Below are 15,000 nucleotides of genomic sequence, written 5' to 3'. Positions count from 1 at the left end.
GCTTCGATAGGTGTCAGGAGCATAGGGTCATCGTATGCAGCTGTTGATGGGCCGTCACGAAGCGGGAATGAGGGCTGGAAAAGCCCTGTTTGTGCTGGCGGTCAGGCCGCAGGAAGGCCGTGAAGGTACCTCTGGTAGATACAGTGACAAAAAATAGTGGCGAATTCTGCGTTTTCCACTGCCACATCGGTTGTCTAGGCAGGCGAAAACCAAAGTGACAGTCTGTCACAACCTGTCCTGTCGGCGTTGAGAAGTACCGTTGAGCACGATAATGGTACTCAAGGGTCGTGGTCGGCGAGGCCTTGCACCAGTGTCAACACACAGTGGTTCGGGCTGTCCAGAAGTTGGCGCGAGCGAACGGCGTGTGCCGTTGTGAGGGCCGCAGAGCGAGCTCCGGTTGCAAGAGCTGGCGGCTCGGGGGAAGCCGTGCCACTTGCCGGCGTGCCCGGCGGCGAAGGTGTCCTTCATCAGGTGGCTGACCTGGGCGTACGTCCAGTCGAAGTAGCCGTTGGGGGGCCGGGCAGGGGAGAGGTCGGCCAGCGCGGCGCGCACACGGCGCCCGAGCGATACGCTCCGGCGTTTGCCGCCCTTGCCGTGGACGGTGAGCTGCTGGCCGCGGACGTCGCCGCGCCGGATGGCCAGGGCCTCGCCAATGCGCAGGCCAGAATGGGCACAGAGCAGCAGCAGGGCGGCGAGCCGGTCGTCGCGGGCTTTCAGGACGTCCTCGAGCTCGTCCTGATATGGGGGATTCTTGACGATGCTGGCGGTGGGATCCAGGCGGACGCTGATGCGGGAGAAGGGCTGCAGGTCGGCCGCGCCTGCCCACTCCAATGCGCGGTACAGGGCCCGGGCGCCGGCGACGTCCTGCGCGATGGTGGCGGCCGAGAGGGTGGGTGCTCGCCCACGTCCCAGATTTGGCCGGGTCTGGAGGTGGGCGACGTACCTTCCCGCGTCGCGCCGTCCGGGGCGGAGCAGTTGCACGCCGTTGTCCCGGGCCCAGGGTACGAAGGTCTGGACGCCCAAGGTGTGGGACCGGAGGGCCTGATCGCTTAGGTGCTCGAGGGCTTCGGGGACTCGGAGCGGACGAGGGTCACGGAGGAGTCGTCCTGTATCTGGAGTTAGATATGACACCTTTCCCTCCGCCTTTTCCCTTGGTTCGCTGTGCCTTGAAGAATATTCTGACACGCTAAGGAATATCCGGTTCGCTAGCCTTCTCGCGCGGCGTAATCTGAGGTCAGGTTCTAAGATGAGGTATGCCACGGCAGAAGACGCCCGCCGCCACGGAGATGGCGCACCTTGTGCGGACGGCCACTCGCCGCTTCGGCCTGGAATTGAAACTGCCCGATCCCCTGCCGGAGCGCGGGCCCGCCTTCGAAGAACTCAAGGCCCTCTACCAGGGCTGGGCGGCCGTGCAATGGGTTGAAGAGCACGGCGAACTGGTCACAAACGTTGACTCTCAGGAAGGCACCAGGGTGCGTGCGGGCAACAGCTTAGACCGGCGCCTGTGGCGCGAACGCATCCTGTACGTCACCCCGCTGGGGAGCTATTACCGTCTGCCATCACGTGTGTGGCAGTGGGTGCTTCGCGCCGGCGTCGCTGCCAGGCACTTTCCTGCGGTGGTGGCCCCAGAGGCTGCCCCGACGCCTGCCGAAGCAGCCCCGCAGCCCTACCTGATCACCCTGGCGAATAAGCCCAGCGTGCTGATCGACCGCGCGACCCGCGGACCCGATGGCTGGAACGATTCAACGCTGCAGTACCACGAGGTCTTCGAGGACGGCCTCATCCTGAACTACTTCGAGGAGAGTTCGGGCAAGGATGCCCTACGTCAGCAGCTGATGACCCTGGATCCCCGGACTTCGGACGTCTGGCGGCTCCTGACCGCCAAGGCCCTCGAGCACGAACAGGATGATCTGTTCACGCCCATCACCATCAAGCCGGGGGAACTCGCCAAAGCGTTGGGTCTCAAACCCCACCCGAACGGCAGCGTCCGCCCGAAGGATCTGCTGCGCTGCACGCAGAGTCTGTTCCACCTCGAGCGCCTGTGGCTGAGCCTCCCCGACGCCGGCCCCGACGACGACGAGGGCTCACGCCAGCGCGTCTTGGCCGTCATGGCCCGTGGCCGCTCCCGTAAGATCGAGGGACAGTCCGTGCCGAGTTCCTGGACAATTGTCCTGGGGAACTGGGCGAAGTACTTCCCCCGCTCATTCGCGCCTATCTTCCGCGGGCTGGTCGAACTCCCAGCCAACTCCGCCACGAACCTGTGGACCAAGCAGATCGGCACGGAGCTGTCGTACTGGCTGCGCGAGACCGCAGATGTTACTTCTGCCGTACGGCTGATTCCTGTGCGCACCCTGCTCGTGCGTGCCAGCGTGATGCAGGACGTCTTCGACCTTCGCGAGCACAAGAACCAGAACCGGGCCGTGGAGCGCTTTGAGGCCACCCTGGACTTGCTGGGCACCCTCGGCCTGCACGAGCGCTGGTCGTACGAAGCGCGCAGCTCGGCCGCTATGGATGCAGTGGCTGGCAGGCCGGAGTTCTTCGACACCTGGCTGGGCAGCCTGGTCGAGCTGCAGATCCCCGAACCCTTCTTGCGATCGATCGCTGAATTGGCAAGAGCAGAACAGCCCCAGAAGTGAAAAATCCCACGACACCTGACTGCCGAACGCGATCTGTAAGAAACATGGGAGTACAGCGCGTGAGGTTCATAGGCCGCCGTATTTACGACACCTGAGTGCCGAAGCGCAGCGCCATGCGTTTTTCCCGACACCTGAGTGCCGAAGCACAGACGTTTTGCGACACCTGAGTGCCGAGCGCGCGACGTAATTACGACACCTGGGTGCCGTTCGCTGACGTTTCGGCCGACACCTGACTGCCGAAGCCGGTCCGTTATTCCGACACCTGACTGCCGAAGCAGCCGGACTGCGTGCTGAGAAAAAGCTCGGCCTGAACGAAGAATCAGCGTTCACAGTCGCCAAGTGTCTTCCAGCCGTTCCCTCTCTGCAGAACGTCTGGGAAGCGAAAAATCTGCGGGTAGTCTGGTCAGGATCCCCTCGTCACCAGCTCATCCATTCTCTCGGGGGGTGGAGGTCGCCCGGACGCAATTATCACCCATGTGAGTCCACGTCCCACCAACTGAAAAACCCCGCTGGCGGCGGGATTTCTCAGTACTCACTCTGTAGGCGGCCAGCACTTGAAGATGTGGCCAGTCTACCGAGAGTCTCTTCGTGCTGCAAGCGGAGCCCAGATGACTGCCCACTCGAGCTTTTCCCCTCCTCGAACGTTCACTGAGTTTGAACTCGCGCTACGCCAGCGGGCGCAGCAGCAGCTGGTGCAACAGCGCCTCAACGCGCAGAAACTCAGTGCGCCAGCGTTCCGCGCGGCCCTCCGCGACAACGTCCTGCCAAGGCTGCTCGATGCCATCCCGCAGCCCGCAATAGTGCCACCCACTCCGGCTGACACGATCCCCGCGTCGCTGGACGCCGCACTGGAGCGTATCCGGCATCCCAAGCCTGGAACGCCCGCCGCGCGCGCTGTGGAGGCGCTGGAACGGATGCGTCCTATCGTCGAGGCTTCCATTCTTCGTAAAGACGCCCGGCACAACGCCCTGATGGTGCTACGCGTCCTTCTCCAGGCGGCGTACACCCTCATCGAAGCGCGGGGCCAAAGTCAGGAACACACCACCACGTACACCTTCTTCACCGTGCTCGACCTGCTTCCCGTCGTGACTGGTCTGTCCAGTGACCAGTGCGAGCGGGCCACCCGTAAGCTCCAGAAGCTCGGCCTGATCCACAAGAGTTCTGGGGCGCTCCCTACCCGCACCCATATCACCACTAGGAATGCCGAGGGGAAGGAAGTTGAATGGCAGGTCTATAAAGGTGGAACCTGGACGACGACCACCTTCCTTAACGCGGAAACGGGCGAGCGGACGGAAGCGCGCGTGTGTGCCGGGACATGGGTGGCTGTGCTGCTCCGTCCGGTGCTGGGGCTGACTGCCAGGGTGATCGCTCACGAGCTGCCGCCTTGCCCCAGAGATCTCACAGCCGACCGCAAGCGGGGGCACACGGCGTGGCAAGCCCAGCAGGAGGCGAAACAGAAAGTGCGGGAGTCATTCCTCCTTACAGGAGATAAGTTCAATATCACTCTTCTACTACGCTGGTCGTTACCAGAAAAAGAGAAAAAATCCTTGGGTACTGAAGACTCCCGCACTTCGCTGTTCAGTGACGTCACCACCCCGCATGAGCTGATTTGGAGCCTCAGCCGAATCGTCAGCACCCACCCACAACGCCGCCGTGAGGCGGTGCAGGAAGGTGCTACTCGCCTCACACATCTGCTGGACGATTCAGGCTGGGAGCGACATTACTTCCGGATCCTGTGGCGGGCGACGGAAGCTGAATTCCGAGGCTGCCCTGCCTACGCTCAACTTGCTGCAGCGCTTCAACGGACGCTGGTATCCACAACTGAGTTGCACCTGGCCCGCCCTGGCGCGTGGCTTATGCACCAGCTCCGTGAATGTGGGTGGTTGGACGCGGTGTATCACGCAAAGGCGACCCATGACGGACAAGACGCCCACCGCCTCCGACGCCGGCACCTTTCGCCGCTTCGGTCATCCACGCCTTAACATTCTCGAACTATCCGGGCAAGAGGTTCAGGAACAACATGTATGGATCACAGCGCGTGCGTGACAATGTGACGGTACTCATTTCAAGGCGATTTTGCATCATATTTGCATTCATGTTTATATTGATACGCACATTTGTGCATATTGACCGATAGGGAAAATGGCGTCTATCGAAGTCCATCGCGTAATTAACGTAGCAGCCTACGAGTGGTCATTCGCCTACTGCAACCTAACAAGGAGACTCAGCTCACAATCATATTCTCTATATACGCCCTCGTAAAATCACATATCATGAACTGTTTCGGCGTCCGTCTGGGTCTTGAATCGAATCGTGGCTTCATGAGGTGCTATGAGTGAGAGATTGCGTTTCAGCGATGATCCCAGAACGATCCAAATTCTTCGAGATTTTGCCCTTAGGCATCTTCCGGCAGATACGAGCGTCGCAGATATTCTTCTCTCGGAAACCAGAGCAGAGTTATTGCTCGCCAATGGCTCAGGTCACTGGTACACGCTTGAGCCCGGTAACTTCAGTGTCAGGGAATGTGATCCCTACGAGACGGCGCACTCTCCAGTCAACGGTCTCACCAGGACACGCCGGGTTGTGTTCGGAATCCGTGATGAGACGGGGCACTGGCATGAGCCGATCGGCACCACATGCATTCTGAAAGATATCTTCGGCATTGAAGATGACGTTGTTTCTGTAGAGACATTGCTGCTTGACTCCGCACACAACGCTCAGCAGGAGAAGCTGCTCCGTGAAGGGAGCAGCTTAGAAGACTACGCATGCCTGAATGGTCTTGACCCAGCGTGGTTTGCTAAATCCTACTGGCGAACCCTCCAGCATGACGATCCTATTCGGGCCGCCATCGAGCGTATAGTCAATGGCAAAGTACTCGACCGTACGACGCTCAAATACCTCAAAAAGGCCCAGCAGAGTGGTAAGGGGCCGCACCCGACGGTGAGCTCCGAGCCCAAGCCGAATCCCCTCAGTCCTGCCCCTGCTCAGGCCCCGTTCAGCATCACGCTGAGCGGTATGTTGCTCAACTGGCTCAGAGGCGCCTATCCGCTACTTCGGGAAGAGCTTCCAGCGGCTCATGCCGCGTACGGCGAGCATCTTCTTGGTCGACCCGGTGACTATGGCCGGACACAGTTCCTGCCATGTCGCCTTGATTTCGTCAATGAGCTCAGACGCTTGACAGGAATGGAGCTCTCCGATGCCGAGCTTCGACGTCGGCAGGGTTCCCGAAGTGTTCTGACGCCAGAGCAACTTGGGGCTGTAGACCGCTACTGGCCAATCGTGGTGAACGACCTAGCCTACGGGCCGGCTGGTGCCGAGTTGATACGCCGCAGTGCGCACCAGAATCTTCTCTTAGAAGACGAGTACGAGGCGGTGCTCGGCGCGCTGCGGCCCTACATCCTCAAGGAGCAACTCGCGAACGCTCAAGTGGACTCAGAGGGCAATTTGACGGCCCCAGACCTGCTGCCCCTCCCAGTGGGCGCAACCGCACTCCCGATACACCTCGCGGACGTTCCTCACAGCCCACAAATGCAGAGGGCTTGGCAGCTTGTCACTCCCCTACTCAAGTGGATCCTGCCGGCGGACAGTTCTCTCCTTGGACGCCTCTGTTATGGCGAATTGACCCATGGGGATGACCTTGCTTTGAGGACGCTCCTCGGAGAGCAACCGCTAATGAGTGACCATGCCGCCGCGTTTCTGACCAAGTCTCAGAAGTCGGGGGTGTTGCCGCCGGTACTGCGGCACGCCTTGCGTCTTGCCATCGAGAGACGTCGACTGCCTGAGCGGTTGGAACTTGGGCTTGATTCCTTCGCTTACGAGCAAGGCCTAGATCCATCGACGTTTCGCCCCCACGTTCTCCCGGAGTACATTCAGCGCTGGCTCATGCGGCATTGGGATGGTGTGACTGCACTCGTCGGTGACCTTCCTGACGGCTTGGAATTGGCCCTGCACCGGGGCCGCTACAACGAGACGCAACTCCGGCTGTTGACTGAGCTTCCGGACAGAGACAGCGGTCGGTTGCTGGATGAGGATGGCCGTCAGTATCTCCTCAGCACGACTGAATGGCACTCTGGCCTAACCAGGGGCCGGGTCGACGACTGTCTGGAAGCAGTCCGCCTGAATCGGTACTCCGTTCGGGCTTGGTTGACTGTCCAAGCCTGCCTTCGGGGACAAGAAGGCAATCGCCAGGCTCTCGCCAAAGAGCAACAGCGCCTGCTGCACGCGAGTGTGCACGAGATGCAGCGTCGCCTGATTGCTCAGCTGAACAGCCAATATCCCGCTGAGATGCGCTTGCTTCAGACATTGACCCCGCTACATGTCTTACAGCGGTTGCCAAAAACATTTGCGCAGTACCACGCTGGTGGCCAAAGCATCACCGTTGCCCTCCGGAATCAGGCGATGGCCGAGTGGAATGAGCAGATCGAACCGGTTGAATCTCTTGGCGTCCCCTTTTGATCGCACCGATGGAAATCAATGAAGAACTACAGAAGAGGGTGCAATGAGTTCCGGTCTTCCCAAGGACGTTTGTGCTCGGTTTGCTGCCCTGCGTGCTCTGAATGGGTCGCCGCCCTATATTCAGCAGAGTGATTCGTTGGGCATCCTGCGGCAACAACTCGAAGAATTCTATGCCTACGACGAGCAGAATATGCCTGTACTTCTGGGTGGCATTACTTACTTGGAATCCCTGCTTGAACTATGCGCTGACATCATTTCAAGTGCTCCAGTTGAGTGTAAAGCGCTGATTGAATCTTTCATCCACGACTTTCCTGGTGTCCCCAACAGCAATCTTGCTGGACGCTGGAGCGCACTAGGAGAGGCGTGCATTGCATTCAAGAATGCGGGGAGCGCTAAGAGCGTCCACGGACTCTGGGACGCTGCGAAAAGTATTCATCTCAACTTCAACGAGTTTCTGAGCGGTCTCCTTCCCTTTCTGGTCATTGGCCTCCACAGAGCGAGCGGAACGACGGCGAGCACCAAGATTTTTCGGGCGGTGTACGCTGACAAATTGGACGTCCTCGATCAGCTCACCGGTGGCCTGAACGGGAAGGCGTCACCGCTGCTGGCACTTTCACATCGAGCCATCCGCAATGCCATCAGCCACGCGGATATCTATTTCGATCAAGCTGCCGGTCTCGTGCGCTACGGCGTCAAACAGCAGGGCCTGCGGCTGGAAGAGACGATGCACATCCATGACTTCCTGTTGCGGGCCGCTTTGTACTCGCACATTCCTCAGGCCCATCTCGGAGCGATCGCGGCTGCTGGCCTGTTGATGGAAGGCACCACGCAGGATCGGGCACGGATCCGGCATGCCCTGGTTCATCGGCGCCTCCCCTAACTCTGGACTCCTATTGAGGGGGTTGACACCCTATTGGTGCAGCGTCAGGAATCGCGCATGTGCGCTTTGAGGCGGTCATCCGCCCATTTACCGTACGTTCGCGCAGTCTGCACGTCGCTGTGCCCCAGGTGCTCCGCCACATCCTGCAATTGGAACCCTGCCCGCATGAGACGGGTGCCTGCGGTGTGCCGCAACGCGTGCAGCCCCAGGTACGACACCCCTGCTCGAGCACAGAGGGTTCTCAGCCTGGCCCTGGCTGCTTCCTGCGTCCGGCCGATCACATGCACTGGTTCGGCCTTCCCTCCCAGTGCGCGCAGATCCTCGATCAAGGACGCGGACAAGAGCACCCGCCTTGTTTTTCCACCCTTGCCGTTCACGACGGTCAGCGCCCCGCCATCGAGATCGACATCCCCCCATTTCAAGCCCGTGATCTCCGAGGCGCGCAGGCCCGCGATGCCGCCGAGCCGCAGCAGTACCCGCATCTCGACGGGAGCGGCGTCGAGGAGCCGCTGCACGTCCGCCTCCGGATAGGGCTGGCGCTTGTCCCACGGCCGCCGCCGATCCTTCCTGGGCTTGACGTCGGTGAACGGCGTTTCTCTGGTGGCTTTGCTCCAGCGCAGGGCGGCGTACAGCGCCCGCGCCCCGGCAAGGAGCACGCCGACGCTCGCGGGGCTCTTCCCGGAGGCTTCCAGGTGCCGCACCCACAGGTCGGTGTCCTCAGCTTCCGGGTGAAGGACGTTGATGGCGCCATTCCACGCGGCCGTCAGCCACACCCGGGCGCCGAGGCGGTACTTGCGCAGGGTCTCCGGACTGACGTGGCCGTGCGTGCGGACGTGGTGCGCTTCGAGCAGGTCGAGCAGGGTAATCAAGTCCTGCTCCGCGACCGCGGCCACGGCGCGGCGGCGGCGCTCATCCGGGGTGAGGTTCACCCAGGTGCGCGACAGCGCAAGCTGATCTTGCTTGTAAAGCTCTAGAGTCACGTCCTCCCCTCCTCGTCTTCCAGATGCTTCTTCAATGCGGCTACGCGTTCCAGCAGATCGGCGACGCTGCTCAGACTCGCCACGCTCGCGCCGGCCACAAGGAGCGCCAGTGTCATGAGCAGCAGACCGGCTCCGATCAGCACCACGTGATCGGCAGTGATCGGAGAGTCCAGAAATGGGACGTCCACACGGTTGTCCTGCAGGTATTTGCCGGCACTGAAGATGCCGAGTACCAGCACCAGGGCACCCAGGACGCCGCCCGCCCGGTTGGATCCGAGGAAGAAGGAGAGGCGGATGCCCACCCGGATGTCAGCGGCACGTGCCGAGGCGGCGACATGTAGGAGGGCGGCCCTCGAAAATGGCAGGAGCTCCTTCACCAGTTCCCGTTCCCTGGTGGTCGCTGCTGTCAGGCTGAGGAGGGTCTCTGCCCGGCGCTGCCGCCACTCCTGCCAGAAGGATGTCACGGCAATGAAGGAAGAGATGCCCACCAGCACGAGCGCGAGGAGGGCAATTGTGAGCGAGACCCACACGTTCACATCAATGACTTTAAGCAGCACGAGCCCGATCACAGCGCCGATCCACGTCAGCATGCTGACGCGCTCCGCACGCTCCCTTGATGTAGTGGCGGTGGTTGCCGGCGTGTGCTGGGCGTGAGTGAGGAGGACAGCATGGATGTCGTCAATCTCCTGGAGGAGGATCACGTGTGGCGACAACTCGGGCGGTGGTGCTGGAGCGTCTGCCGTGGATTGGTCTGAAAGGGTGGGCAGGCTCAAGCGGCACTCCTTGGTAGGCAGGTTTGACCTTTCTGGTAATTCAGTTTACCAGAAAGGTGGGTAGCGGCGATCTCGACGGCCTTCCTTCTCGCCCCCTCAGACGCGGAATTCTGGGCGGCCTCTCAGGAAGCCCAGGAAGGCCCCTCGAAGCAAAGCCGAGGGGTAACGATCATGCCGACGGATATACGAGGCAGCTCCACGGCCTATTTACCTACCGATCTAACTATCTAGATAGATATTCTCAAACAGACTTCCGGAGTACAGCGAGGTGGCGCCCTCCAGAAGTTCTGGGAAGAGCATTGGCTGGCCGCGCCGCTCGCGCCGCAGGCAGCACTCCAGATGCGCGTGGTATCGCTGGCTGGGGAGCACCAGGAGATTCTCCGGAGCATTGTTCAGCGAGTTCCCGTCCCGGTGGTGTACCACCTCCCCCGGAAGCAGCGGACGGCCCAGACGTTCCTGCGCAATCAGACGGTGCAGTCGGATGGCGCGACCAGTCGTCTTATCGGTCGTCCGTGTGTAGTGCTTCCCCATACTTCCTCCTAGGAATCTAGTTTAGCACATACCTAGAAATATAGATAAATAGCTATTGCTGTAGACAGCTAGGCACCTAGGGAACTATGCTGCTCTCGTGAAGACCATCGCAGTCCTCTCCCTGAAAGGCGGCGTCGGCAAGACGACCACCACGGTATACCTCGCCGCCGTCGCGGCCGCGGCCGGACACGAGGTCACCATCATCGATGCGGACAGCGAGCACAGCGCCCACCGCTGGGCGGCCCACGCTGAACTGCCCTTCAGTGTTGTTGCGGGAGAACCCGACCGCCTCGCCCGGCAGGTCAAGGCTCCGCTCGCCGACGGGCACCTCGTGATCATCGACACGCCTCCGAACTCCAGAGAACTGCTGATGCGGGCCGCCAGCTTGGCAGACATCGCCCTCGTGCCCGTCGCCCCAACTGGTCTGGAAATCGACCGCCTGCGGCCCACCCTTGAACTTCTCGCCGACATGCAGGCGCAGCGTGAAGAACTCGACGTGGCCATTCTCCTCACGCGCTACAACCCCAGACGCCGCCTTGCCAAGGAAGCGGAAGACGCCCTCGTCGGCCTGCCGGTGATGGAAAGCCGGATTCGTGAACTCGAGGCCTACAAGGCGGCCTTCGGGGCCGAGCCGACGGACCTGGGTGAGTACGAGGCCGTATGGAAGGAGCTGATGGCATGACGAAGCGGCCCAAGCTCGGCGCTGTATTCGCAGGGGAGACCACCGCGAGTCCGAAGCCTGCGCCCGACATCCAGGGCACCCCTCCTCCTGCTTCCGTCACGCCGGCGGCTCCAACAGAGAAGATCGTGCAACTGAATGTCGCGGTGCCGGAATCGCTGCGACGCGAAGTCAAGATCAAGGCGCTGCAGCGCGGACAGGACATGAACACCGTCGTCAAAGAACTGCTGACGGCATGGGTCAAAGACCTAGAGAAATAGCGACCTATTTCCCTACATTCCTAGACGGCACATGGAATCGAATGACGAAGACACGACCACTCCCACGTTGGCACGAACTGGGTGCTAGGCGCTATGTCATGCCTTTGACCGGCGTTCAAGAACCTTGACAACCGGAGGACGATCGACGTTCCGTCAGACCCTGTGGCGTGCTCGCCGCATGGGACACTCCCGGTATGTCGATGATCCGTCTGGAAGCCAACCGGGAAATTGTGGCGCTGCTGCTTGAGGCCGTGGAAGCGGCACCCAACTAGCGATTCGGTCAACTGCTGTGGAATATGGGTGGGCTGATGTCTGGGGAGGACGGAGGCGTCGAAGATCCCTACAACAAGGAGTCGGTGACCATCCTCCGCGAGATGTCAAAGCGCAAGCTTTAGCTTAGAAAGTACCGTGGCTGGCGGGAATGACAGCGTTTCCAACCAGGGGAGCACAATGTCCAGCCGCATGACTTGATTTAGCACATGGGGCATGGTCTAATCCAACATATGGCAGGAATCCGAATGTCGCTCAACATGCTCATGGTGCTCCGCGCGCTGCACCAGCGCCTGGACGACCCGTACTACGGCCTCGAACTGCAGCGCGCCCTGGGCATCAGCAACGGCGCGCTCTACCCGATTCTCGACAAACTCGAGCGCGCCGGCTACGTCATGTCCCACACCGAGGACATCGACGAGTCCGCCGAAGGCCGCCGCCGACGCCGGTACTTCCGCCTCACGGCCAGCGGCATACCTTTCGCCGAAACTCAGTTGAAGGCCGCCATGCAAACGCTAGGGCAGGGGGCGACCGCATGACCAGAGTCCTGACCGCGCTTCTCCTCGCGCTCGCCGAGGCCCTCGCCGCCGAGGATCGCAAAGACCGCGTCCAGGAATGGCGCGACGAGTGCGCTGAGGTCAAGCAGCCAGTCCTGCATGCCCTTCAGTTCGTCTGGAGTGCCCTCACGACCCACCCGCCCTTCGACGCCTCCGCCCACGAATTGCACCGGCCGAGCGCAGACGACGTGAACTCACTGAACGGCCTGCGCCGCGCCCTGACCCTGCTCATCGTCGCCCTGCTCGTGCTGGGCCTGACCTTGTCGCTCGACGGCGTCAGTCAGGACGATCTCCTCTGGATGCTCCGCACCGTGGTCCCAGTCGGCGTCGCGGTCGCCGGCAGCCGCACCGGGTTCGGCCACGACGTCCCGTGGCTGCGGGCAACCCGAATGGGCAGCGGCCTGATGCTCGCGTTCGTGTTCCTCACGCCACTGGTCATCCTGCTCCTGCACGCCTGGTCGTTGGTCGGCGTCACGTGGTTCACGTTCGCCGTACTGCTGATGGTGTGGGACAGCTACTGGTCGGTACGCCGCCCCCTGCGCCGCCGTGGCCTTCTGGGCCGGTGAGCTGACATGCTGTCTGCGGTGACCACTACGCCCACCGGCGAGTCCGAACCCCGCGACATGGTGGCCCTGCGGCGCACTTTCACCGCCGACGACATCCGAACCCAGGAATGGCACTGCAAGTTCTGCGATGTCGCGATGATTCCCGTGTTGGGAGCTGTGCGGGAATGGCACTTCCGCCACCTCAGGGACGCCAGCGAGTGCCCGGCCCACAGGGAACTGGAGACGGAGTCCCCCCGCCACCGGCTCCTCAAACAGACGGCCGCTGAGGCCCTGCAGATCCACTACGGCGCGCGGGTCGCTTCGCTCGAATACGAGGCGCGCGTGAAGGACGCCGGCCGCATCGCGGACGCCCTGCTCACCATGACGGACGCCACCCGCCTCGCCGTGGAGGCACAGGTGTCCCCCATCTCCTTCGAGAACGTCCAGCGCCGCACGAGCAGTTACACGGACGCCGATGTGGACGTGATCTGGGTGTTCATCGCGGAAGAGGGCACGCGGCTGCGTCCGGGCAGTTCCTGGGACAACGCCCGCACGTGGCTGATCGACGAGGGGTACATGGTGGTGATCGCCACCCTCGACACCGAGGTCACCCCGCTTCCGCTCGCCCGGTGACGGACCGCCCGTCGGAGGCCTTCACGCTTACCCTGGAGGAGAGCGTGTTCAGTGGCCCGCCAGCGTTGCAGGCCATTGCCAGCACGGTGCAGATCACAGGCCTTCAACGGCACCAGCGCAGCCGGCGGCTGCAGCTCGAACGTCGTCATCCTCAACTCCAGGCGGAACGACGGCATCTCCCGCTCTCGCTTCACCGGCCCACCTATGCGTACCAATTCGACCGCCTGAGCCATATCGGTCTGGAGCGTGTTCTTGCGCGGCACTTGGTTCGCTCTGGAACGCTTACCGTCGGCCTGGCGGACATCGTCGGGATTTTCGCCCGGTACGGGCAGATCGTCACGTTCGCGCAGGTGCCAGTCATCCTTGCCGCCTCGCAGCGAATCCGCTTCGGGCAGTGGGCCGCCCACCGCTGGACGCTACTGCCCTGGGAGCGCCTGCAGGTGACATGGCCAGAGGCCGGCACGGCCGTCATGAGCGTCCTGGAGTACGAGCAACTCGCCCTGCGGTTCTGGAGCGCGCACGAGTACGCTCCCGATCCTAACGAGGAGCCGAGTGCGCGGGTGCGCGGGCTGGCCCGGAGAACGGTCGGCCGCGTGCCTGCGCTGCCCTGGCTCACCCCGGCGGCCGACGGTTCCTTCGAGCTCGAGGTGAAGGGAGTCCGTGGGCGCTATCGGGTGGACGTGCAGGGCCTTCCAGACGGGAAGCTCGGGAACATCTGGATGCGCGGCACGCGGTTGTCCGTGCATACCGCTCGGCATGCCATCGTGGGCGTGGACGCCACTGGCCGGCGGTACGTGCTCACGGCGGCGGCGGACGAGGTGATCGTCCGCTTGGTCGCCCCGTTCCGGGATCCGGTGTACGTGGCAAGGCGGGTGGATCTTGGAGAACAGCTGTACCGGGCCCTGCGGGCCCACCGCGTGAGGTTGAGGGTCAATGGGCAGTAACGGCTCATGCAGGTGTGTATCCGTGCACGCGCCCCTGCTCCACCCTACGGCCAGGGGTGGGCCGCGACCGCCGCACGGTAGCTCGGACGGGTGCACACGCAATCGGCGGCCTGAGGCCAGTGGCAGGTAGTGTTCAGAGAAGAATCCGGGAACCAGAACTGAAACCGTGCCAGATTGCCGGATCCGGACAGGCGGTGGGCCGGCACACCCAATGATCTGCGGACGTACTCGGCCGCGAGCATCACACCGGCCATGACTGACACGAAGCCCACGGACCACGCGCGCTCTCCGGAGCCGTGGCCGAACCGCTGAAGGGTTTCCCCACTGATCAAGCCGCAGTGCTTTTGAGGATCGTTCAGGTACCGTTCGAGATCGTCTGGATGGATGCCCTGATCCACCGCGAGCCGGGCGCGTGTGGCGGCATCCTGCGCCCGCAACCGCGAGATCACCACTTCATCTGAGGCAATGGCTTCAACCGGATTGCGACACCGCAGACAGGCCTCGCCGGGGCGGCGTTCGAAGGCAACCACCTGCGCCCGCATGCCGGAGGTCGACGCACTGAGGATCACCCCGGGCATGGTGCGCTGGATGGCATGGCGCGCTTCATTGTTGTCGACGCAGGACAGCACCAGGTCACGCTCCTCGTCGGGATGGGCCGCGGCCCAGGCGTCCCACGACACGTCACGAGGCGTGAGCGTCACGCCCGATCCGGCAAGCTTCTGGGTGGCCCGCGAGGCCTTCTGCTGATCCAGGTCGTCCTGATCTGTCAACGGCGACTTAAAATTGACCACTTTCGGCGGGTTAAATTTGACCACCCAGCCTGCTGTCATTTCCGGTTCACCTCCTGACTGGTGGGG

Annotated in this window: 16 protein-coding genes (1 of these 16 only partly in view); 10 read left to right on the top strand and 6 right to left on the bottom strand. The window is 62.2% G+C overall.

Going from position 1 to position 15,000, the window contains the following annotated elements:
- Nucleotides 1–23: the beginning of a hypothetical protein gene (locus HNQ07_RS20290; protein ID WP_184115225.1), read on the bottom strand. 721 nt of this gene lie to the left of the window's left edge; only the first 23 of its 744 coding nucleotides appear in the window; its start codon is at nt 21–23; its stop codon lies beyond the left edge, outside the window.
- A gap of 202 nt (nt 24–225) precedes the next feature.
- On the bottom strand, nt 226–981 hold the full coding sequence (locus tag HNQ07_RS20285; RefSeq protein ID WP_229832268.1) for a tyrosine-type recombinase/integrase: 756 nt from the start codon (nt 979–981) through the stop codon (nt 226–228).
- Nucleotides 982–1,253: 272 nt separating this feature from the next.
- Here HNQ07_RS20285 and HNQ07_RS20280 point away from each other — a divergent pair, with 272 nt between their 5' ends.
- From HNQ07_RS20280 to HNQ07_RS20265, 4 genes are all read left to right on the top strand, one after another.
- A complete protein-coding gene (locus tag HNQ07_RS20280) occupies nt 1,254–2,636 on the top strand; it encodes a hypothetical protein (RefSeq protein WP_184115223.1) in 1,383 nt (460 codons plus the stop codon).
- 608 nt (nt 2,637–3,244) lie between these two features.
- Nucleotides 3,245–4,618, top strand: coding sequence for a hypothetical protein (locus HNQ07_RS20275; protein WP_184115221.1), 1,374 nt, complete (start codon nt 3,245–3,247; stop codon nt 4,616–4,618).
- A 349-nt stretch (nt 4,619–4,967) separates the two neighbouring features.
- Nucleotides 4,968–7,091, top strand: a complete 2,124-nt coding sequence (locus HNQ07_RS20270; protein ID WP_184115219.1) for a hypothetical protein — start codon at nt 4,968–4,970, stop codon at nt 7,089–7,091.
- Nucleotides 7,092–7,134: 43 nt separating this feature from the next.
- Entirely contained in the window at nt 7,135–7,971 is an 837-nt protein-coding gene (locus HNQ07_RS20265) for a hypothetical protein (RefSeq protein ID WP_184115217.1), read from the top strand.
- 44 nt (nt 7,972–8,015) lie between these two features.
- On the opposite strand, the gene HNQ07_RS20260 is transcribed toward HNQ07_RS20265, so the two are convergent.
- The 3 genes from HNQ07_RS20260 to HNQ07_RS20250 all read right to left on the bottom strand — a co-directional run bounded on the left by HNQ07_RS20260 (nt 8,016) and on the right by HNQ07_RS20250 (nt 10,255).
- A complete protein-coding gene (locus HNQ07_RS20260; RefSeq protein ID WP_229832266.1) occupies nt 8,016–8,951 on the bottom strand; it encodes a tyrosine-type recombinase/integrase in 936 nt (311 codons plus the stop codon).
- The gene (locus HNQ07_RS20255) at nt 8,948–9,724 is read right to left on the bottom strand and encodes a hypothetical protein (RefSeq protein WP_184115215.1); all 777 of its coding nucleotides are present in this window, start codon (nt 9,722–9,724) and stop codon (nt 8,948–8,950) included. The genes HNQ07_RS20260 and HNQ07_RS20255 overlap by 4 nt, the downstream gene beginning before the upstream one ends.
- A gap of 219 nt (nt 9,725–9,943) precedes the next feature.
- A complete protein-coding gene (locus HNQ07_RS20250; RefSeq protein ID WP_184115213.1) occupies nt 9,944–10,255 on the bottom strand; it encodes an HNH endonuclease in 312 nt (103 codons plus the stop codon).
- A 97-nt stretch (nt 10,256–10,352) separates the two neighbouring features.
- Between HNQ07_RS20250 and HNQ07_RS20245 the strand changes: the two genes are divergently transcribed.
- The 6 genes from HNQ07_RS20245 to HNQ07_RS20220 all read left to right on the top strand — a co-directional run bounded on the left by HNQ07_RS20245 (nt 10,353) and on the right by HNQ07_RS20220 (nt 14,143).
- The gene (locus HNQ07_RS20245; protein ID WP_184115211.1) at nt 10,353–10,937 is read left to right on the top strand and encodes a nucleotide-binding protein; all 585 of its coding nucleotides are present in this window, start codon (nt 10,353–10,355) and stop codon (nt 10,935–10,937) included.
- Nucleotides 10,934–11,194, top strand: coding sequence for a hypothetical protein (locus HNQ07_RS20240; RefSeq protein WP_184115210.1), 261 nt, complete (start codon nt 10,934–10,936; stop codon nt 11,192–11,194). Before HNQ07_RS20245 ends, HNQ07_RS20240 begins: the two co-directional genes overlap by 4 nt.
- A gap of 503 nt (nt 11,195–11,697) precedes the next feature.
- Entirely contained in the window at nt 11,698–12,003 is a 306-nt protein-coding gene (locus HNQ07_RS20235; RefSeq protein ID WP_184115207.1) for a PadR family transcriptional regulator, read from the top strand.
- Nucleotides 12,000–12,587 (top strand): hypothetical protein, encoded by a 588-nt coding sequence (locus HNQ07_RS20230; RefSeq protein ID WP_184115205.1) that lies wholly within the window; start codon nt 12,000–12,002, stop codon nt 12,585–12,587. Before HNQ07_RS20235 ends, HNQ07_RS20230 begins: the two co-directional genes overlap by 4 nt.
- A gap of 18 nt (nt 12,588–12,605) precedes the next feature.
- Nucleotides 12,606–13,199 (top strand): competence protein CoiA family protein, encoded by a 594-nt coding sequence (locus HNQ07_RS20225; RefSeq protein WP_184115203.1) that lies wholly within the window; start codon nt 12,606–12,608, stop codon nt 13,197–13,199.
- Nucleotides 13,196–14,143, top strand: a complete 948-nt coding sequence (locus HNQ07_RS20220; RefSeq protein ID WP_184115201.1) for a hypothetical protein — start codon at nt 13,196–13,198, stop codon at nt 14,141–14,143. The genes HNQ07_RS20225 and HNQ07_RS20220 overlap by 4 nt, the downstream gene beginning before the upstream one ends.
- 44 nt (nt 14,144–14,187) lie before the next feature.
- On the opposite strand, the gene HNQ07_RS20215 is transcribed toward HNQ07_RS20220, so the two are convergent.
- Nucleotides 14,188–15,000 (bottom strand): ThiF family adenylyltransferase (locus tag HNQ07_RS20215; protein ID WP_221275257.1); only part of this gene is annotated, 813 nt, incomplete at its 5' end.

This window comes from Deinococcus metalli (assembly GCF_014201805.1).
GTDB classification, from domain to species: domain Bacteria; phylum Deinococcota; class Deinococci; order Deinococcales; family Deinococcaceae; genus Deinococcus; species Deinococcus metalli.
Note: the sequence above shows the minus strand (reverse complement) of the source record. Positions and strands in the feature narration are given on the sequence as shown.